Consider the following 19,943-nt stretch of genomic DNA (forward strand, 5'->3'; position numbering starts at 1 on the left):
GAGCGATCGGATGCGGATTTGTGATCCGGATCTCCGTCGACTAGGAAGGGGCGTCCTCCCTCAACCTGGAGAAGCCTGTGCAGCAACGACGCTGGCACCGGGCGACCTCGTCGCTCCTCGGTGCACTGACCCTGACCGCCGCCGTGACGGTCTCCGCCACCCCCGCCCTGGCCGCCCCGCACAAGCCCGAGCCGCTCTCGGTCTTCCCCACCGACTCGCTGACCGTCCGCGACCCCGCGCAGCTGACCGGACGCCGGGTCGCGCTGCCCACGGACGGGTGCGGCGCCCCGATCGCCTGCGGCCTGGTGCAGCAGCTCAACCGGCTCGACGGGTTCGACCTCGACCCGCGGATCGCGGTGCGCTTCAGCGGGCCCGTGGACCCGGCCGCGACCGCCGCCCGCATCACCCTGCAGCCGGCCGGCACCGACGCCCGCATCGGCGTCGACCGCGTCGTCTGGGACCCCGCGACCAACACGCTCTACGCCCACCCGGCCGAGCAGCTGGCGCCGTCGACCACCTACCGGCTGCGCGTCCAGGGCGGCCCGGCCAACAAGGCCACCCACGACACGTTCACCACGATGAGCGCCACCGACGGCCTGCTGGACATCCAGCGGCAGATCGACAGCGGGGACGCCTTCGCCGCCGCCGGGATCGACGACCCGGCCCTGCAGGTGCAGGGCGCCTTCCCGGCCCGGGGGACGACGGTCGCGTGGGCCACCGACCGCGGCGCCACGGACCCCGCGCCGACGCCCACGCCCGTCCCGACGGCGGCCCTCGGCGGCACGATCGTCTTCGGCTCGTTCCAGGCGCCGTCCTGGCTCACGTCCGACGTCACCATCCCCCAGACGCCGACCGGGGACGCCGGCCCGCGCCCGGTCGGGGCCGAGCAGCTGCCCTTCGTCGCGGTGCTCCCCCCCGGCACCCCGCCCTCCGGCGGCTGGCCGGTGGCCGTGTTCGGCCACGGGTTCACCAGCTCGACCAACGCCGTCTTCCTCGCCGCGGTCGAGAACGCGAAGAACGGCATCGCCACGATCGGCACCAACGTCGTCGGCCACGGGTACGGGCCCGAGAGCGGCTGGGTCGTCACCAGCGGGGGTACGACGACGACCATCCCGGCCTACGGGCGCGGGACCGACCAGAACGGCGACGGCGCCATCGACTCCACCGAGGGGTCCTCGGCCACCGGCGCGGCCGCGGCGCAGTCCTCCCGGGACGCGCTGCGGCAGACCGCCGCCGACAACATGACGCTGATCCGCTCGCTGGGCGGCACCGACGTCGATGGCGACGGGACGCCGGACCTCTCCGGCGAGGACGTGACCTACTTCGGGCAGAGCTTCGGCGGCATCTACGGCACGCTGCTGACCGGCACCGACCCGGCGGTCTCCCGTTCGGTGCTCAACGTGCCCGGCGGGCCGGTCAGCGAGATCGCCCGGCTGTCGCCGTCCTTCCGCCCGCTCACCGCGGCGGCCCTGGACGCGGCGGGCCTGCTCAACAGCACCGACCCGACCCGCAACTTCTTCCAGGAGCAGCTGCCGCTGCGCGGGGAGGGCCCGGTGACGGCGACCGTGCCCGGCGCGGTGCAGATCCAGGAGTACCTGGCCCGGTCGACCTGGCTGTCCCGCCCGGGCAGCCCGGAGACCTTCGCCCCGCTCACCGAGCCGGAGCGGGTGCTGGTGCAGGTGGCCTTCGGGGACCAGACGGTGCCCAACCCGACGTCGTACACGCTGGTCGACGCCGGGGACCTGTGGTCGCGGACCAGCCTCTACCGCAACGACCGGGCGACGCCGCCGCTGCCCAACCCGCACTCGTTCCTGCTGGTGCTGACCCACCCCTCGGCTCTGCAGGGGCAGGCGCAGGTGGCGGCCTTCCTCGGCCGCGGCGAGGTGATCGACCCCGACGGGGCCGGGAGGGTGTGGGAGGTGCCGGTCGAGGACCCGTCGGTGCTGCTCTCGCTCAACTTCCCGCAGCCGGCGCTGCGGCCCTGACCGGCCGCTGACCGCAGGGCGCACGCGAGGGGCCCGGGACGATCCGTCGTCCCGGGCCCCTCCTGCGTGTCCGGCGATCAGGCCGGCGCCAGCGACCCGGGGTCGAAGTGGTCGAGGAACTCCCCGACCGGCCGGCCGAACCAGCGGTGCGCGCCCTGCACGGCCACCTGCGGCCAGTCCCACCACGCGACGCCCAGCAGGCGGTCGACGACGTCGTCGGGGAAGCGCCGGCGGATCACCCGGGCCGGCACCCCGCCGACCACGGAGTACGGCGGCACGTCGGCGTTGACCAGCGCCCGGGCGCCCACGATCGAGCCGGTGCCCACGGTGACGTCGCCGAGCAGCGTGGCGCCGTAGCCGATCCAGACGTCGTCGCCGACCACCAGCCGCTCACCGGTGACACCCGGCGGCGGCTCGTCGTAGGGCTCGTCGGGCACCAGGATCCCGATGGGGAAGGTGGAGGCGGTCTCGGGGCGGTGCAGGCCGCGCTGGTCGAGCGCGAGCTCCTCGCCGGTCTCGTCGTGCACCCGGCCGCCGGGCAGCACGATGCGCACGTCGTCGGCGATCGAGCAGTAGCCGCCGAGCTCCACCCGGTCCAGCGGCGTGAAGGTCTGCATGAGGGTGCGCTGGCCGGCGTAGGTCCCCGGACCGGCGACGACGCCGGGGCTGCCGCCGAAGGGCCGGCGCACGCGCTCGCGCAGGCTGCCCGCGCCGGCGCAGGGGGTGACCGGGACGCCCTCGGCCAGCGCGCGGCGCACGAGGCGGGGCACGGGGTCGGCCGCCTCGGCGTCGTCCCCGGGGGTGGCCCAGCGCCGCAGCAGCCCGGCCGGGGCGGCGACGTGCGGTGCGGGGTCCCCGGGGGCGGCGACGGCGACCCCGCCGTCACGGGCGGCCGCCTCGGCCAGGGCGGTGACCGCCGTCGGCACCGCGCAGCCCTCGGTGCCGCCGGCCCACACGACGTCGCCGTCGGCCCGGTCCAGGCCCAGCAGCAGGGCGGTGGCGCGGTCGGCGCCGGGGGCGCGCACCACCTCCGCGCCCTCGACGAGGCGCAGGAAGTCGGCGACGTCGAAGCGGCCGGAGCTGTCGACGACCACGGTCTGGACCGCGTGCCCGGCGGCCTCGGCGGTGCCCACGGCGGCGACCAGCGCCTCCAGCGACGCCTCGACGGCGGAGACCCGGGTGTCGGCCACGAGGACGATGCTCACCAGCACGGGGCGACGGTAGGTGCCGTCCGGGCCGGTGCCGGCCGCGACACGGCCGGACGCGCGAGAGGGCGGGGTGCCGGGCACCCCGCCCTCTCGCGGTGGGTCGGTCCGCTACGCGGCAGCGGCCATGGCGGCCTGCTCCCGGATCAGCAGGCGGCGGACCCGCGGCTTGCCGGTGGTCATCTTCCACAGCTTGGCCACCTGGGTGGGCAGGTTCCGGGCCGTGGTGTTCTGCAGCCAGCCGTTGGGCAGCGACAGCCGGATGATCTTGTGCCAGGCGGAGCCGACCTGCCGGTGCAGCGGCGCGGTGTGGTAGTTCAGGCCGTAGCGGTCGAACAGGTCGCGGATCTTCGGCGCGATCTCGGCGTACCGGTTGCTCGGCAGGTCCGGGAACAGGTGGTGCTCGATCTGGTGCGACAGGTTACCGGTCATGACGTGCATGGCCTTCGAGCCGGAGATGTTGGCCGAGCCCAGCATCTGGCGCAGGTACCACTCGCCGCGGGTCTCGCCGTCGATCGACTTCTTCTCGAAGGTCTCGACGCCCTCGGGGAAGTGGCCGCACAGGATGACGGAGTTGGTCCACAGGTTGCGGACCGTGTTGGCGGTGACGTTCGCGGCCAGCGTGGCCAGGAAGTTCGGGCCCGACAGCAGCGGGTGGATCAGGTAGTCCTTGCGCACCTGGCGGCCGATCTTGACCAGCACCTGCTTCGCCCGGCGGCGGAACTCGGGGTCGCCGGTCTGCTTCTTGGCGATGACGGCGCCGAGCTCGAGGTCGTAGGCGGCGATCCCGTACTCGAAGAAGCAGGCGTTGACGAAGCTCCACAGCGGCTGGCCGAGGTACATCGGCGTCCACGGCTGGTCCTCGTCGACGCGCATGATGCCGTAGCCGAGGTCGTTGTCCTTGCCGATCACGTTCGTGTACGTGTGGTGCAGCTCGTTGTGCGAGTGCTTCCACTGCTCGGCCGGGCTGGCCATGTCCCACTCCCACGTCGTGGAGTGGATCTTCGGGTCCCGCATCCAGTCCCACTGGCCGTGCAGGATGTTGTGCCCGATCTCCATGTTCTCGAGGATCTTGGCGATCGACAGGCCGATCGTGCCGACGATCCAGGCCGGCGGGAAGCCGGAGGCGAGCAGGACGGCGCGGCTGCCCAGCTCGATCTTGCGGTGCACGTCGATGACCGTGCGGATGTAGCGGGCGTCGGCCTCGCCACGGCTGTCCACCACGCCCTGGCGGATCTCGTCGAGCTCCTTGCCGATGAGCTCGACGTCCTCGGGGGTGAGGTGCTCGATGGGGTTGACGTCCTTCTTCTGCAGCGCGGTCATGCGGTGCGGCTCCTCCGGGGTTCTCGGGTCAGTGGTCGATGTCGCAGGCGCCGGCGGCGGCGCTGACGCAGGTCTGGACGAGGACGCCGTCGCCGGGGGCGGCGGTGGTGACCTCGCCGGTGCGCAGGTCGCGGACGGCGCCCTCGCGCAGCGGGAGCACGCAGCCGTAGCAGATGCCCATCCGGCAGCCGCTGGGCATGAGGACGCCGGCCTCCTCGGCGGCGTCGAGGATCGGGGTGGCGCCGTCGGCCTCCACCGTCGTCCCGTTCCGCGTGAAGGAGACGGTGCCGCCCTCGCCGGTGACCAGCACCGTGGGCCGGAACCGCTCGGTGTACAGGCGGTCGGCGAGGCCGGCGGCGGCCCAGTGCTCCTCGAGCGCCTCGAGCATCCCGACCGGGCCGCAGGCCCAGGTGGCGCGCTCGGCGAGGTCGGGCACCAGCGCGGCGATCGCGGCGGCGTCGAGCATGCCGGCGGTGTCGGTGTGCTGCTCGACCAGCCGGATCCGGCCGTCGGCGGCCAGCTGCCGCAGCTCGGCGCCGAAGACGACGTCGTCGGCGGTGGGCGCGGAGTGCACCAGGACGACGTCGTCGAGCTCGGGGTGGTTGCGCAGGATGCCCATGACCGGCGTGATGCCGGAGCCGGCGGTGACGAACAGCGCCTTGGCCGGCCGCTGCTCGGGCAGGCAGAACTCGCCGGTGGCCTGGTCGAGCTGCACGATCGTGCCCGGCCGCGCCCGGCGGACCAGGTGGTTGCTGACCTTGCCGTCGGGGATGGCCTTGACGGTGACGGTGAAGCAGCCGTCGGCGCGGCCGAGGTCGGAGGTGACCGAGTAGGCCCGCCACAGGCGGACGCCGTCGACGTCGATGCCGAGGCGCACGTACTGGCCGGGGCGGTGCGGCCGCCAGTCGGCACCCGGGCGGATGACCAGGGTGGCGGCGTCGCGGGTCTCCGGCAGCACGGCCTCGATGCGCCCGCGCAGGGCAGCACCGGAGCGCAGCGGGTCGATGAGGTCGAGGTAGTCGGCGGGCAGCAGCGGCGTGGTCACGAGCTCGGCGAGACGGAGCGCGCGGTCGCGCAGCGCCCGCAGGCCCGGCCGGGCCGGGGAAGGGCGCGGAACGGTCGCGGTCATGCCTCCACAGTTCCCTGCCGAACGTCTAACTACCTGTGCCCTGGACGTGAACGTCGCGCCGGATACTGTTCCCAGCGCACAACCGAGGTCACGGGGAGGTCACGGTGACACCCGAGCAGGGGATGTTCGCGCCGGAGATCGCGGCGGCGATGGTCGGCGAGCTGCCGTCGGTGGCCGAGCGCACGGTCGCGGCGATCGTGGTCGAGGTGCCCAGCTACGCCGAGGCGTTCCGCGGCCCGATGGGGCGCAAGATCGAGAACGCCGTCCAGCTCGCGCTCGCGGGCTTCCTGGAACTGGCGACGTCGGCCGGGGGCGCCGACGCCAGCCGGCCGGTCGACCCGGCCATCGAGGGTGCCTACTCCCTGGGCCGCGGGGAGGCCCGCACCGGGCGGCCGATGGACGCGCTGCTGGCGGCCTACCGGGTGGGTGCCCGCGTGGCCTGGCGGCACCTCAGCGAGACGGCGGTGGCCGCCGGCATGCCCGCCGGGTCGCTGGCCCGCTTCGCCGAGCTCGTGTTCGCCTACATCGACCGGCTGTCGGCGGCCAGCGCGTCCGGCCACGCCGACCACCTGGCCGCCAGCGGCCGCGAGCGGCGCCGGCACCTCGAGCGGCTGGCGGCGCTGCTGGTCACCGGGGCGCCGCCCTACGAGCTGCACGCCGCCGCGGAGCGGGCGGACTGGACGCCGCCGCGGACGCTCACCGCAGTCCTGCTGCCCGAGGCCGACGCGCGCGGGGCGATGGGCGCGCTGGACGCGCGGACGCTGCAGGCCGGCGAGGACCTGCCCGGCGCCGAGCCGTCGACCGAGCGATCCGTGCTGCTGGTGCCCGACGCCGAGGGCCACGCGCGGGCAGCGCTGCTGACCTCGCTCACCGGGCACGGCGCCGTCGTCGGACCCCCGCGGCCGTGGCAGGACGCGCGGTCGTCCTACACGCGGGCGCTGCGGGCGCTGCAGCTGCAGCTGCTGCCCGACGGCGACGCCCCGGTCGACACCGAGCTCCGGCTGGCCGACCTGGTGCTGCGTGCCGACGCCGAGGCGCTGACCGACCTGCGCGCGCAGGTGCTCGCGCCGCTGGAGGGCCTGGGCCCCGGTCCGCGGGAGAAGCTGCTGGAGACGCTGCGCTCGTGGCTGCTGCACCACGGCCGGCGCGAGCAGGTGGCCGCCGAGCTGTTCGTCCACCCGCAGACGGTGCGCTACCGGATGGGGCAGCTGCGCGACCTCTACGGCAAGCGCCTCGACGACCCGCAGACGGTCCTCGAGCTGACCCTCGCCCTCGGCGCCCGCTGAGCCCGGCCGCGGCCGGGTCGGTGCCGTCCCCCGCCATCGCCCGCCGGCGCCGCCGCACTGCGGGCGTTCCGCTCGCTCTGCGGGTACTGCAGCGCCCTCGGTGCGCGAGGAAGACCGGCACTGCGGGCGGCACGGGCGAGGCACGGCAGCCGCCGGTCCTCGGGTCACCCGGGGCGCAGCACCGCGACGAGGAAGTCCGACTCCGCGGTGAACGGGTGCAGGTGCCAGCTCGACAGGAGCAGGTCGGGCTCCAGTCCCGCGGCGCGGGCGTCGGCGAGGAAGACGGCGAAGTCGTAGTCGCGCCCGGCACCGAAGCCGACGACGGCCCGCCCGCCCTCGGCCAGGTGCCCGCGGAACCGGCGCAGCACCTCACCGCGGGTGGACGGCGCCAGGAAGGTCACCACGTTGCCGGCGCAGACGATCGCGTCGAACCGGTCGGGCAGGTCGAGCTCGGCGAGGTCGCCGACGAGCCAGCGCGGCCCGGGGTGGTCCTGCTCGGCCGCCGCGATGAGCACCGGGTCGACGTCGACCCCGACCACCGTGTGACCCACGGACGCCAGGTGCCCGCCGACGCGGCCCGGGCCGCAGCCGGCGTCGAGCACCCGCGAACCGCGGGGCAGCATCGCGTCGACGAGCCGGGCCTCGCCGACGAGGTCCATCCCGCCCGCGGCCAGGTCCCGGAACCGCTGCACGTACGCGGCCGAGTGGCCGGGATCGGCCTGCGTCATCCGCACCCAGGCGCTCGGTTCGGTCATGCCCCCATCGTCGTCGGGCGCCAGTCCGGCGGGTCGCCCGGGTGCAGCGCGGGGTCGTCGGCGGCCAGCGTGCGCACCGGCCCCGGCGGGGTGAGCGGTCCCTCGAACCGGACGGTCACCCGGCCAATGCCGCGGCCCCACACCCACCCCGCGCCCAGCTCGTCGTGGACCACGTCCTGCCCCGGCCACCAGCGCCGGTCGGCCGGCGGCTCGGGCACGGCCGGACCCTCGTCGGCGGCGTCCTCGACCTCCTCGGCGGCGTCGTCGCCGGAGAACAGGTCGCCCTGCGCGTACTGCGACAGCCCCGAGACGCCGACGCCGAGCAGCCGCAGGCCGCCGCCCGTGCCGGCCTCGGCGAGCAGCCGGCGGGCGACCGCGGCGACCTGCCGGGCGTCGTCGGTGGGCTGCGGCAGCGTCTGCGAGCGCGTCATGGTGGTGAAGTCGTAGCGGCGCAGCTTGACCGTCACCGTCCGCCCCGACAGCGCCGAGGCGCGCAGCCGGCTGCCCACCCGGCCGGCCATCGCGTCGACGAGCCGGTTGAGCTGGGCCAGGTCGGTCAGGTCGCGCTCGAAGGTCTCCTCCTGCGAGACCGACTTCGCCTCCCGCTCGGCCACCACCGGCCGGTCGTCCTCCGCGCGCGCCAGCTGGTACAGCCCGCCGCCGTGCGCCCGGCCGGCCAGCGCGACCAGGTCCGGCAGCGACTTGGCCGCCAGCTGCGCCACCGTGCCGACGCCGACCTGCCGCAGCCGCTCCGCCGTGGCCGGGCCCACCCCGCCCAGCCGGGTCACCGGCAGCGGGTGCAGCACGTCGAGCTCGGTGCCCGGCGCGACGACGACGAGGCCGTCGGGCTTGTCCAGGTCGGAGGCGATCTTGGCCATGAGCTTGGAGCTGCCGATGCCCACCGAGCCGGTGACCCCGCCGGTGGCCGCGGCGATGCGCGCCTTGAGGTCGCGGGCCAGCGCGGTGACGCCGTCGACGGACAGGTCGCAGCCCCCGCCGGCCGCCAGGTCGACGTAGGCCTCGTCGATGGACACCTGCTCCACCAGCGGCGACAGCTCGCGCAGCAGGCCCATGACCACCTCCGACGTCCGCCGGTAGGCGCCGAACCGGCCGCCGAGGAACGCCGTCCCCGGGGGGCAGCGGCGCCGCGCCTCCGCCGTCGACATGGCCGAGCGCGCCCCGTAGGCGCGCGCCTCGTAGGACGCGGTGGCGACGACGCCGCGCCCGCCGGTGCCGCCGACGACGACCGGCCGGCCGCGCAGCGAGGGCTTGTCGCGCTGCTCGACGGCGGCGAAGAACGCGTCGAGGTCGAGGTGCAGCACACTCGCCTCCCGCCGCACGCCCCCATCGTCCTACGCGGGGGCGACGGGACCGCCGCGACCGCGCCGGGCACCGTCCGGGTGAACCGGCACCGCGCCGTGCCAGAACCCGTTGATCACCACCGCGCCGGATGTGAGGCTGCGGGCCCAGGACGACGACCGGAGGAGGCCCGTGGACCCCGTCGCCACCGCGTTCCTCCTCGTCGGCGGGCTCGGGGTCGCCCTGCTGCTGCTCTCCCTGGTCGTCGGCGAGATCGGCCACCTCGGGGGCGCCGACGCCGACGGTCCCGTCTCGCTGGAGGTCGTGGCCGCACTCCTCGGCGGGATCGGTTTCGGCGGGGCCGCGGCCACGGTCCTGCTGCCCGCGGACCTGTCGACGTCGCTCACCGTGCTCCTGGCCCTGCTGGTCGGCGTGGTCGCCGCCGCGCCGCTGGCCTGGGGCGCGGCCCGCCTCTCGCGCGCGCTGCGTGACATGCCCACCGCCGAGACCCTGACCCGCCACCACCTGGCCGGCGCGCAGGGCGTCGTCGTCTCCGCGGTGCCGGCCGGCGGGTTCGGCGAGGTCCGGCTGTCCCTGGCCGGGCAGGGCCTGAAGTTCGCCGCCCGCAGCGACATCCCGCTGCCGGCCGGCACCCCCGTCTACGTCGTCGAGGCGCTCAGCGAGACCGCCGTCCACGTCGTGTCCACCGCACCCGAGCCGCTCCCCGGCTCCCTCCCAGACCCCGGAGGCCCCGCATGACCCTGTTGCTCGCCGTGGGCGGCATCGTCGTCCTCGTCGTCGTGCTGGTGCTGTTCGTGCTCAGCCGGATCAAGGTGGCCGGGCCCAACCAGGCCTTCATCGTCACCGGCCGGCAGGGCCGCCAGGTCACCGACGGGGCCGGCGTCGTCTCGCGCGACAGCTCCGGCCAGAAGGTGGTCATGGGCGCCAGCGTCTTCGTCCTCCCCGTGGTGCAGAAGCTGCACACGATGGACCTGTCGAGCCGGCGGATCCCGGTCGGCATCCGGGGCGCGGTGTCCAAGCAGGGCGTCAAGTGCGACCTCGAGGGCGTGGCGATCGTCAAGGTCGGCGGCACCGAGGGCGCCATCCGGGCGGCCGCGCAGCGGTTCCTCAACCAGCAGCAGGGGATCGACACCTTCACCTCGGAGGTGCTGGCCGGTGCGCTGCGCTCGATCGTGGGCCGGCTGACGATCGAGGAGATCATCCGCGACCGCGCCGCGTTCGCCTCCGCCGTCGCCGAGGAGGCCGAGTCCTCGCTGACGGGTCAGGGGCTGGTGCTCGACACCTTCCAGCTGCAGGACATCCAGGCCGAGGGCACCTACCTCGCCGACCTCGGCCGCCCCGAGGCCGCCCGCGTGCTGAAGGAGGCCTCCATCGCCGAGGCCCGCGCCCGCCAGGCCGCCCAGCAGGAGCAGCTGCTCGCCGACGAGGCGATCGCGGTGGCCCAGCGGCAGCTGGCGCTGCGGCAGGCCGAGATCAGCGCCGAGACCGACGCGGCCAAGGCCCGGGCCGCAGCGGCCGGGCCGCTGGCGCAGGCGGCGCAGGACCAGGCGATCCTCAGCGAGCAGGAGAAGGTCGCCGTGCGCACCGCCGCCCTGACCGAGCGGCAGCTCGACACCCAGGTGCGCCGGCCCGCCGACGCGCAGCGCTACAAGGTCGAGCAGGAGGCCGAGGGCCGCAAGAACGCCGCCATCCTCGCCGCCGACGCCGACCGGCAGGCCACCATCGCCAAGGCCCAGGCCGCCGCCGAGCAGGCGCGGCTCTCCGGCGAGGGCGAGCGGGCGCGCCGCTCGGCGCTGGCCGACGCCGAGGCGATCGAGGGCGCCAAGCGCGGTGAGGCCGAGAAGACCCGCCGGCAGGCCGTCGCCGACGCCGTCGAGCGCGAGGGTGCCGCCGAGGCCGCCGCGATCCTCGCCCGGGGGCAGGCGGAGGCGACCGCGATGGACGCCCGCGCCGAGGCCTTCGAGCGCTACGGCGAGGCGGCGATCCTGGACCTGCTGGTCAAGGTGCTGCCCGACGTCGTCGGCGCGGCGTCGGCCCCGCTGTCGGCGGTGGACAAGATGACCGTGATCTCCGCCGACGGCGCCAACGCGCTGAGCCGGTCGGTCGCGAGCAACGTCGCGCAGGGGCTGCAGCTGTCGGGGGACCTGACCGGCCTCGACGTCGCCGCGCTGCTGCGCCGCCTGTCCGGCACGACCGGCGGCGACGGCGTCACCCGCATCCCGGTGACCTCCGCCGACGGCGAGGGCAACCACGACGGGCACGCGCCGCGCACCCGCTGACGCCCTGCCCGAGCGTGTGCGCTCGCGCCGCGGTCCGGGCCGTGGAGTGCGGCGCCGGCGCACACGCTCGGCCCCGGTGCCCGGGCGTCAGGCGTCGGTGAGCGCGGCGGGCGGCAGCCAGTCGGCGTCGAGGAGGTCGGCGATCTCCCGCAGCGAGGAGGTGTCCGCGCCGGCCGTCGACCCGCTGACCGCGAGCCGCTCGACCATCACCCGGGCCACCTGCTCCTCGACGGTGCCCTCGGCGAAGGCCACCCGCCACGGCGAGACCTGCCCGTCGCGGTGGGTGCGGCCGGTGACCTGCCGGGCCTGGATGCCGGAGAAGCGCGGCTGGTGGAACAGCCCCACCCGCGGCGTGGTCGACGCCGTCGCCCCGGAGGGCAGCAGCTCGCCGGCGTGCAGGCTGATCGACGCGGTCACGGTGAACACGCACACCGGCGCGGCGCCGGTCTGGAACCGCAGCCGCTCGGCCTCGACGTCGAACCGGTCCCGGCCGTAGATCGCGGCGACGGCGACGCCGGAGTCCAGCAGCGCCTCGCGGATCGGGTCGGCCGCCGTCTCGACGAACTCCACCGACACCGCCACCTGCCGCTCGGCGTCGACCTGCGCGCGCACCCAGTCGACCGTGGCCTGCGCGCGGATCAGCCCGGCCTTCTGCCGGAACCGCAGCAGCGCCGCCCGCCCGCGGGCGCTCTGCCGGGCCCGGCGGGCCAGCTGCATCTCCGCGCGGAACTCCTGCCACTCCGACTCGTAGGCGCTCCGCTCGGCCGGGGTCAGCGCCACCGGCGTCCCGGTCACCGACACCGGGCCCCACGGCGCCGGGCGGTGCAGCGTCGCCGGCGGGTCGGCGTCGGTCAGCCAGGTCTGCAGGCGGGCCAGGTCGGCGCGCCGGGCGTCGGCGTCCTCGGTCCACGCCCAGCCGTACCGCCCCCGTTCCACGTGGAACCCGTGCTCGGCAAGCCTCGCCGGCAGGTCGGCCCAGGCGCGCAGCGGCTCACCGTGCCGCTGGGCGAACTGCGGCGCGAGGTAGGGCAGCTCCATCGGCGTGTGCGCCGGGGTGGCGGTGGCGGCGATGACGAAGGGGGCGTCCTTGGCGCGGCCGCCGCCCGACACCGCCTTCCAGTGCCTCCACCGCTGCGTCGTCGTGTGCCGGACCATGTGCGCCTCGTCGGCGACGACGACGTCGAAGGGGAGCTTCGACACCTTCGCGAGCCGGTCCCAGGTGGTCACGCACCACCGCAGGCCGCCGTCGCCGAAGCCGGCGATCGACCGGGTCCAGTGCGGGACCGTGATCGCCGCCGGGCGGTCGGCGACGACGAGCACCCGTTCACCGCCGCGCAGCTCGCAGATCTCCCGGGCGGCCATGACGGCGGTGCCGGTCTTGCCGACGCCGGGGTCGTCGCCCAGCAGGAACACCCGGTGCCCGGCGGCGGCCGCGGCGACGACGGCCTCGGCGCCGGTGCACTGCTCCTCGCGCGGCACCAGCGCCCGGGCCTCGGGCAGCCGGCGGGGCGTGTCGTTGAGCTCGTCCTCGAGGAAGCGCTCGAACGTGTACGGCGGCGGGTCGTAGGGCGCCAGGGCCGGCGGGAGCTCCCGGCCGACCCACACGTGCGCCTGCAGGCCGGCGTGCCAGACCGCGCCCGGTGCCGGGGCGCGGAACGGGACGGCGAGCACCCACACCCGCTCCCCCGGGCCCGCCGTGGGCAGGTCGGGGACCGGTGGCCGGCGGGCCGTCGTCCGCCGCTTCGCCGTCCGGCGCCGGGTGGTGGGAGCGGCGCGACGCCGTCCGGGCACGGGGGCCTCCTCTCGTCCCGGGCACGGTAGGTGGCCGGGGCCCGCGGATCTGGTGGAATCGCCGGGTGACTGCCGAGGCGCCCTCCGACGAGCGGCTGGCGGCCCGCACCGTCGGTGCGGCCGGGCCGCGGGTGGTGTTCGTGCACGGCCTGTTCGGCCAGGGCAAGAACTGGACGACGGCGGCGAAGGGGCTCGCCGACGGCCACCGGGTGACGCTGCTCGACCTGCCCAACCACGGGCACTCGCCGTGGACCGACCGGGTCGACTACGTGGACATGGCCGCGCTGGTCGCCGCGGAGCTCGAGACCCTCGGCGAGCCGGTGACGCTGGTCGGGCACTCGATGGGCGGCAAGGTGGCGATGCAGCTGGCGCTGCGGCGGCCGGAGCTGCTGCGCGCGCTGGTCGTCGTCGACATCGCGCCCGTGGAGTACCCGGTCTCCGGCGGGCGGACCGACGACCCCGACGAGGAGGCCTCGCCGTTCGACGCCTTCCTCACGGCGATGCGGGCGGTCGACCTGGGTGCGCTGCGCACCCGCGAGGACGCCGACCGGGCGCTGCGCGAGGCGGTGCCGAGCACGATGGTGCGCTCGTTCCTGCTGCAGAGCCTGGTCCGCGAGGGGATCGGCTCGGGCCGCTGGCGGTGGCGGCTGAACCTGGAGACCCTGCAGCGCGACCTCGGGGAGCTGCGCGGCTTCCCCGACCCGCCGCCCGGCGCGACCTTCGACGGCCCGGTGCTCTGGATCGCCGGCGCGAAGAGCCACTACGTGCTGCCCGAGGACCGCGCCCGCATGGAGGAGCTGTTCCCGCACACCCGGCTGGTGAAGGTCAAGCACGCCGGCCACTGGGTGCACTCCGAGCAGCCCGAGGTCTTCCTCCAGACGCTGCAGGCGTTCCTGGCCGTGGTGGAGGACTGACCAGCTGCATGCCTTGCGCATGTGATCGCGTGTGGACTCCATGTACGACCCACAGCCGTGCCCCGGATGCTGCAGGTCCGCAACGTGCCGGACGACCTGCACGCCGAGCTGCGTGCACGGGCGGCGAGGAGCCGGCTGAGCCTCTCCGAGTACGTGCTCCGCGAGTCGCAGGCCGTCGCCGCACGCCCCAGCAAGACCGACGTCCTGGCTCGCGCTGCGCGCCGCGGAGGACGCATGTCGTTCGACGAGGCCGTGGCCGCGGTGTCGGCAGGACGGCCGGACGAGGCGTGGTCGTCGTCGACGCGTCGGTCCTGGTGACCGCCCTCGTCGACGACGCAGGGCCCGGGGCCCTGGCCCGCGAGCGGGTGCTCGGCTCGGACGTCCACGTCCCGGCCCCGGCCGACGTCGAGGTCCTCTCCGCCGTACGACGCGCCGTCCTGGCCGGTCGGCTCCCCGTCCGGCGGGGCGCCGAGGCCCTGCAGGACTGGACCGAGCTGGCGGTCGAGCGGTACCCGCACCTCCCGCTGCTCCCCCGGGCGTGGGAGCTGCGCGACGCGGTGAGCGCCCACGACGCCCAGTACGTCGCACTCGCCGAGTTCCTCGACGTCCCACTCGTCACCGCCGACGGACGGCTGGCCCGGGCGCCGGGACTGCGGTGCGCCGTCGACCTGCTGCGCTGAGGGCCGGGGTCGGGTCCGGGCACTTCCGCGGACGTGCACGGACGGGTGCCTGGAGGACGGGTCCCGCCGGTGCCATCCTGGGCCGGTGAGCAGCCAGTTCGTGTCGCACCGGCCGCACCCGGCGCTGCGCGGGCTGGTCACCGGCGCCGTCGGCTACCGGCAGGAGGGCCTGGCGCCGGGCACCCACCGCGGGCTGCCCTCCCCCGCACTGACGCTGGTCGTCACCCTCGACGACCCGCTCGACGTCGCCGCCCACCCCGACCCCGCGCAGGCACCCGGCCGCTACGACGCCCTCCTCGGCGGACTGCACACGACCCCGGCGCTCATCCGCCACCCCGGCCAGCAGGCCGGCCTGCAGCTGGCGCTGTCCCCGCTGGGCGCCCGCCGGCTGCTGGGCGTGCCCGCCGGGGAGCTCGCCGCGCTCGACGTCGACCTCGCCGAGGTCCTGGGCGCCACCGGGCTGGTCGACCGCGTCCGGGAGGCGGCGAGCTGGCCGGCCCGGTTCGCCGCCGCCGAGGACGTGCTCCGCCGGGTCGCCGGCCGCGGCGCGCCGCCCCCCGAGGTCGCCGAGGCCTGGCGGCTCACCGTGGCCGGCGGCGGGCGGCTGCGGGTCGCCGGGATCGCCCGCCGGGTCGGCTGGTCCGAGCGGCACCTCACCGCCCGGTTCCGCGCCGAGACGGGCCTGGGCCCGAAGGAGGCCGCCCGGGTGGTCCGCTTCGACCGGGCCCGCCGCGCCCTGGCCGCCCGCCCGCGCCCCGACCTCGCCGCGCTGGCCGCGGCCGCCGGCTACGCCGACCAGGCGCACCTGACCCGCGAGTGGCGCGCGTTCACCGGGCTGTCCCCGCTGCGCTGGCTGGCCGCGGAGTTCGGATTCGTCCAAGACGGCGGCGCGCGGGACGCGGCAGGGTCGGCGGCATGAGCACCCCACCGCCCACCGTGTGGCCCGCCTTCCGCGCCGCCGACGCCCCGGCCCTGATCCGCTGGCTGGTCGACGTCCTCGGCTTCACCGAGACCCTCGTCGTCCGCGACGGCGACCTGGTCGCGCACGCCGAGCTCGCCTGGCCGCCCGGCGGCGGCGTGATGCTCGGCTCCGCCCGCGACGACGGCGGCTGGCCGGTCCGCCCCGGCGGCAGCGGCGCCTACCTCGTCACCGACGACGTCGCCGCCGTCTGGGCGCGGGTCCAGGCCGCCGGCGCGCAGGTGCTGCGGCCGCTCACCGAGCCCGGGCACGGCGGGAAGGAGTTCTCCGTGCGCGACCCCGAGGGCAACAGCTGGAGCGTCGGCGACTACCCCGGAGCGCCCGGCGCGTGACCGAGCTCGCGAGGTCGCGCAGGTGTGCAGCGTGACGGAGGACGACGTCCGCGCCCTCGCCCTGGCCCTCCCGGAGGTCACCGAGGCCGACCACCACGGCCGCCCGTCGTTCCGGCTGGGCACCGCCGTGCTCGCCACGCTGTGGGCACCCGGCATCCTCAACGTCATGGTCGGGGAGTCGGAGGCGCGGGCGGCCGAGGGCGGCGCGGTCGCGCTGCTGTGGTGGGGGCAGCGGCTCTCGGGCGTGCGGGTCGACCTCGCCCGGGCCGAGGAGGCCACCGTCGCCGACCTGCTCGACGACGCCTGGACCCGCCGCGCCCCGGCCCGGCTGCGGCGGGCCCGCCCGTGACCTTCCCGCGGCCGGTCCCGCTCGTCGGCGACGCCACCTCCGCCGCCCAGCGCGCCGGCGACCCCGCCGGGTGGGCCATGCCCGACGACGCCGGGGGCCTCTACGCCGTCGTCGCCGCCCGCCGCGACGTGCGCCGGTTCCGGCCCGACCCGGTGCCCGGCGACGTCCTCCGGCGGGTGCTCGCCGCCGGGCACGCCGCGCCGTCGGTCGGGCACAGCCAGCCGTGGCGCTTCGTCGTCGTCCGCGACGCGGGCGTCCGCGACCGCGCCGCCGTCCTCACCGACCGCGAGCGGCTGCGGCAGGCCGCCCTGCTCGAGCCCGACGCCGCCCGCCGGCTGCTGGACCTGCAGCTGGAGGGCGTCCGCGAGGCACCGCTGGGGATCGTCGTGTGCTGCGACCGGCGCACCCCGGCCGCCGGGGTCCTCGGCCGCGCCACCTTCCCCGACGCCGACCTGTGGAGCTGCGCGGCGGCCATCCAGAACCTGTGGCTGGCCGCCCGCGCCGAGGGCCTGGGCATGGGCTGGGTGACGCTGTTCCGCCCCGAGGAGCTCGCCGGCCTCGTCGGCCTGCCCGACGGCGTGGCCACGCTCGGCTGGCTGTGCCTGGGCTGGCCCGACGAGCGCCCGCCCGCGCCGGGCCTGGAGCGGGCCGGCTGGTCGCGGCGGCTGCCGCTGGACGCCGTCGTCGTCGAGGACCGGTGGCCGGCCGACGACGGCGGGCCGGCCGCTCCCCCCTCGCACCTGCGCGCCCCCGGCCGCGAGGCGGTGGTCGGCGCCCGCGACGACGCCGACCGGCTGCTGACCACCCCCGGCTCGCTGGGCGTGCTCGACCGCGCCGTCGACCGGGTCGTGGCGCTCGGCCGCGGCGACGTCACCGGCGGCACGCTGCTGCTCGCCGCCGCCGACCACCCGGTGGCCGTGCTCGGGGTGTCGGCCTACCCGGCGACCGTCACCCGCGACGTGGCCCGGGCCGCGCTGGCCGGCACCGCCGTGGGCGCCACCGCCGCGGCCGCCGCCGGGCTGGCCACCGTGGTCGTCGACGCCGGGGTGTCCGGCGACCCGCTGCCCGGGGCGGTCGACGCCCGTCCGGCCGGCCCCCGCGGCGACCTCGCCTCCGCGCCGGCGATGACGCCCGCCGACGTCGAGCGACTGCTGGCCGCCGGGCGGGACCTCAGCGCCCGCGACGGCCTGCTGGCCCTCGGCGAGGTCGGCGTCGGCAACACCACCGTCGCCGCCGCGCTCGCCGCCGGGCTGCTCGGCGCCGGCCCGGACGAGGTCACCGGCCTCGGGGCGGGCGCCGACAGCGCCGTGCTCGACCGCAAGCGCGCGGTGGTCGCCGCCGCGCTCGCCCGGGCGGGCACCGGCCTGGGGCCGGAGCGGGCGCTGGCCGAGCTCGGCGGTCCCGAGCTCGTGGTGCTCACCGGCGCGGTGCTCGGCGCCGCCCGGGCCCGCGCCCCCGTCGTCCTCGACGGGTTCGCCGTCTCGGTCGCCGCGCTGGCCGCCGTGCAGCTCGAGCCCGGCGCGCAGGCGTGCCTGGTGGCCGGGCAGCGCAGCCGCGAGCGCGGCCACGACCTCGTGCTGCAGGCGCTCGGGCTCGAGCCGCTGCTGGACCTGCGGCTGCGGGCCGGTGAGGGCGCCGGCGCGGCGCTGGCCGCCGGCCTGCTGCTCGACGGCCTCCGCATCCGCCGGGGGACCGCCCGGGTCGGCTGAGCGGGATCGTCACCCGACCGGCTCGGGCACGTGGCGGACGTTGCAGGCCCCTGTGGCGGCGATCATGGCTCCGGGACGGCGACACGCCGACGCCGCCCGGCGTGTCACGACCGTGGCGCCGTGATCGCGGGCAGGTGTGCGCGCCGGAGGAGCGCCTGACCAGGGCCCGCGCCGGTGCCCCCGGTCGCCGCCGGGGCACCGGCAGGGCCAGGATCGACGCCGTGACCGATCCTCGCGCCGGCCAGCCCGCCTCCCCCGCCGACCTGGTCGACGTCGCCTCGCTGGTGACCGCCTACTACACGCTGGTGCCCGACCCGTCGGAGCCGGCGCAGCGGGTGGCCTTCGGCACCTCCGGGCACCGGGGGTCCTCGTTCGACACCGCGTTCAACGAGGCGCACATCCTGGCCACCACCCAGGCGATCTGCGAGTACCGCGCCCAGCAGGGGGTCGACGGGCCGCTGTTCCTCGGCCGCGACACCCACGCGCTGTCCGAGCCGGCCTGGGCCAGCGCGCTGGAGGTGCTGGCCGCCAACGACGTGACGGTGCTGGTCGACGCCGCCGGCCGCTACACCCCGACGCCGGCGGTCAGCCACGCCATCCTCACCGCCAACCGCGGGCGCACCGGCGGCCTCGCCGACGGCATCGTGGTCACCCCGTCGCACAACCCGCCCCGCGACGGCGGCTTCAAGTACAACCCGCCCAACGGCGGCCCGGCCGACACCGACGCCACGACGGTCATCGCCGCCCGCGCCAACGAGCTGCTCGCCGCCGGCCTCGACGGCGTCCGGCGGATCCCGTTCACCCGCGCGCACGCGGCCGCGCAGCGGCACGACTTCCTCGGCGCCTACGTCGACGACCTGCCCTCCGTGCTCGACCTCGACGCCGTCCGCGACGCCGGCGTGCACGTCGGCGCCGACCCGCTCGGTGGCGCCAGCGTCGACTACTGGGGGGCCATCGCCGAGCGGCACCGCCTCGACCTCACCGTCGTCAACCCGCTGGTCGACCCCACGTGGCGGTTCATGACGCTGGACTGGGACGGCAAGATCCGCATGGACTGCTCCTCGCCGTCGGCGATGGCCTCGCTCATCGGCAAGCGCGCCGAGTACGCCATCGCCACCGGCAACGACGCCGACGCCGACCGGCACGGGATCGTCACCCCCGACGCCGGACTGATGAACCCCAACCACTTCCTCGCCGTCGCCATCGCCTACCTGTTCGCGCACCGGCCCGAGTGGGGCGACGACGTCGCCGTCGGCAAGACGCTGGTGTCCTCGTCGCTGATCGACCGGGTCGTGGCGGGGCTCGGCCGGCGGCTGGTCGAGGTGCCGGTCGGGTTCAAGTGGTTCGTGCCCGGCCTGCTCGACGGCACCGTCGGCTTCGGCGGCGAGGAGTCGGCCGGCGCGTCGTTCCTGCGCCGCGACGGGCGGGTGTGGACCACCGACAAGGACGGCATCCTGCTGGCGCTGCTGGCCAGCGAGATCCAGGCGGTGACCGGCAGCTCGCCGTCGCAGCTGCACGCCGGGCTGGTCGAGCGGTACGGCGAGTCGGCCTACGCCCGGGTCGACGCCCCGGCCACCCGCGAGGAGAAGGCGGCGCTGGGGAAGCTGTCGCCGTCCGCGGTCACCGCCACCGAGCTGGCCGGCGAGCCGATCACCGCCAAGCTCACCGAGGCGCCCGGCAACGGCGCGTCCATCGGCGGGCTGAAGGTGGCCACGGAGAACGCCTGGTTCGCCGCCCGGCCCTCGGGCACCGAGGACGTCTACAAGGTGTACGCGGAGAGCTTCCGGGGCGCCGACCACCTCGCCCGGGTGCAGGAGGAGGCGCGGGCCGTCGTCGGCGCCGCCCTCGGCGCCTGACCCCCGAGGGCGAGGGGTCCGCGCCGGACCTGGGTCCTGGCGGGCGCGGGC

Annotated in this window: 18 protein-coding genes; 12 read left to right on the forward strand and 6 right to left on the reverse strand. The window is 76.5% G+C overall.

The genetic code is table 11. The annotated features are described in order from the left end of the window. Positions 1–143 precede the first annotated feature (143 nt). Complete coding sequence (locus ACI8AD_RS14425) at positions 144–1,985, forward strand: Ig-like domain-containing protein (RefSeq protein WP_456871213.1); 1,842 nt, start codon at positions 144–146, stop codon at positions 1,983–1,985. Between the two features lie 77 nt (positions 1,986–2,062). Here the strand turns inward: ACI8AD_RS14425 and ACI8AD_RS14430 are convergent, their stop codons facing one another. The 3 genes from ACI8AD_RS14430 to ACI8AD_RS14440 form a co-directional block, all read right to left on the reverse strand. Further along, a complete protein-coding gene (locus ACI8AD_RS14430) occupies positions 2,063–3,196 on the reverse strand; it encodes a hypothetical protein (protein ID WP_456871214.1) in 1,134 nt (377 codons plus the stop codon). A gap of 105 nt (positions 3,197–3,301) precedes the next feature. Next, positions 3,302–4,513, reverse strand: coding sequence for a fatty acid desaturase family protein (locus ACI8AD_RS14435; protein ID WP_456871215.1), 1,212 nt, complete (start codon positions 4,511–4,513; stop codon positions 3,302–3,304). Positions 4,514–4,541: 28 nt separating this feature from the next. Beyond that, the gene (locus ACI8AD_RS14440) at positions 4,542–5,642 is read right to left on the reverse strand and encodes a ferredoxin reductase (RefSeq protein WP_456871216.1); all 1,101 of its coding nucleotides are present in this window, start codon (positions 5,640–5,642) and stop codon (positions 4,542–4,544) included. Between the two features lie 104 nt (positions 5,643–5,746). Between ACI8AD_RS14440 and ACI8AD_RS14445 the strand changes: the two genes are divergently transcribed. Then, positions 5,747–6,928, forward strand: coding sequence for a PucR family transcriptional regulator (locus tag ACI8AD_RS14445; RefSeq protein WP_456871217.1), 1,182 nt, complete (start codon positions 5,747–5,749; stop codon positions 6,926–6,928). Positions 6,929–7,092: 164 nt separating this feature from the next. Here the strand turns inward: ACI8AD_RS14445 and ACI8AD_RS14450 are convergent, their stop codons facing one another. Together ACI8AD_RS14450 and ACI8AD_RS14455 are read right to left on the reverse strand one after the other, a co-directional pair. After that, positions 7,093–7,683 carry a class I SAM-dependent methyltransferase gene (locus ACI8AD_RS14450; protein WP_456871218.1) on the reverse strand — a complete coding sequence of 197 codons (591 nt, stop codon included), beginning with the start codon at positions 7,681–7,683 and terminating at the stop codon, positions 7,093–7,095. After that, the gene (locus tag ACI8AD_RS14455; protein WP_456871219.1) at positions 7,680–9,023 is read right to left on the reverse strand and encodes a DNA polymerase IV; all 1,344 of its coding nucleotides are present in this window, start codon (positions 9,021–9,023) and stop codon (positions 7,680–7,682) included. The genes ACI8AD_RS14450 and ACI8AD_RS14455 overlap by 4 nt, the downstream gene beginning before the upstream one ends. Before the next feature lie 151 nt (positions 9,024–9,174). Here ACI8AD_RS14455 and ACI8AD_RS14460 point away from each other — a divergent pair, with 151 nt between their 5' ends. Together ACI8AD_RS14460 and ACI8AD_RS14465 are read left to right on the forward strand one after the other, a co-directional pair. Beyond that, positions 9,175–9,741, forward strand: coding sequence for a hypothetical protein (locus ACI8AD_RS14460; protein WP_456871220.1), 567 nt, complete (start codon positions 9,175–9,177; stop codon positions 9,739–9,741). Further along, entirely contained in the window at positions 9,738–11,282 is a 1,545-nt protein-coding gene (locus tag ACI8AD_RS14465; RefSeq protein WP_456871221.1) for a flotillin family protein, read from the forward strand. The genes ACI8AD_RS14460 and ACI8AD_RS14465 overlap by 4 nt, the downstream gene beginning before the upstream one ends. 87 nt (positions 11,283–11,369) lie before the next feature. Here the strand turns inward: ACI8AD_RS14465 and ACI8AD_RS14470 are convergent, their stop codons facing one another. After that, positions 11,370–13,073 carry a helicase gene (locus ACI8AD_RS14470; RefSeq protein ID WP_456871222.1) on the reverse strand — a complete coding sequence of 568 codons (1,704 nt, stop codon included), beginning with the start codon at positions 13,071–13,073 and terminating at the stop codon, positions 11,370–11,372. 65 nt (positions 13,074–13,138) lie between these two features. Between ACI8AD_RS14470 and ACI8AD_RS14475 the strand changes: the two genes are divergently transcribed. The 8 genes from ACI8AD_RS14475 to pgm all read left to right on the forward strand — a co-directional run bounded on the left by ACI8AD_RS14475 (position 13,139) and on the right by pgm (position 19,892). Continuing rightward, positions 13,139–13,987, forward strand: a complete 849-nt coding sequence (locus ACI8AD_RS14475; protein ID WP_456871223.1) for an alpha/beta fold hydrolase — start codon at positions 13,139–13,141, stop codon at positions 13,985–13,987. A 66-nt stretch (positions 13,988–14,053) separates the two neighbouring features. After that, a complete protein-coding gene (locus ACI8AD_RS14480) occupies positions 14,054–14,305 on the forward strand; it encodes a FitA-like ribbon-helix-helix domain-containing protein (RefSeq protein WP_456871252.1) in 252 nt (83 codons plus the stop codon). Next, positions 14,275–14,667 (forward strand): type II toxin-antitoxin system VapC family toxin, encoded by a 393-nt coding sequence (locus ACI8AD_RS14485; protein ID WP_456871224.1) that lies wholly within the window; start codon positions 14,275–14,277, stop codon positions 14,665–14,667. Before ACI8AD_RS14480 ends, ACI8AD_RS14485 begins: the two co-directional genes overlap by 31 nt. A gap of 85 nt (positions 14,668–14,752) precedes the next feature. Further along, on the forward strand, positions 14,753–15,586 hold the full coding sequence (locus ACI8AD_RS14490) for a helix-turn-helix domain-containing protein (protein ID WP_456871225.1): 834 nt from the start codon (positions 14,753–14,755) through the stop codon (positions 15,584–15,586). Then, on the forward strand, positions 15,583–15,978 hold the full coding sequence (locus tag ACI8AD_RS14495) for a VOC family protein (RefSeq protein ID WP_456871226.1): 396 nt from the start codon (positions 15,583–15,585) through the stop codon (positions 15,976–15,978). Before ACI8AD_RS14490 ends, ACI8AD_RS14495 begins: the two co-directional genes overlap by 4 nt. A gap of 31 nt (positions 15,979–16,009) precedes the next feature. Beyond that, positions 16,010–16,327 (forward strand): hypothetical protein, encoded by a 318-nt coding sequence (locus ACI8AD_RS14500; protein ID WP_456871227.1) that lies wholly within the window; start codon positions 16,010–16,012, stop codon positions 16,325–16,327. Further along, positions 16,324–18,036 (forward strand): 5,6-dimethylbenzimidazole synthase, encoded by a 1,713-nt coding sequence (gene bluB, locus ACI8AD_RS14505; RefSeq protein WP_456871228.1) that lies wholly within the window; start codon positions 16,324–16,326, stop codon positions 18,034–18,036. Before ACI8AD_RS14500 ends, bluB begins: the two co-directional genes overlap by 4 nt. 221 nt (positions 18,037–18,257) lie before the next feature. Then, positions 18,258–19,892 (forward strand): phosphoglucomutase (alpha-D-glucose-1,6-bisphosphate-dependent), encoded by a 1,635-nt coding sequence (gene pgm, locus ACI8AD_RS14510; RefSeq protein ID WP_456871229.1) that lies wholly within the window; start codon positions 18,258–18,260, stop codon positions 19,890–19,892. Positions 19,893–19,943 lie beyond the last annotated feature (51 nt).

Source organism: Geodermatophilus sp. SYSU D00766 (assembly GCF_054049915.1).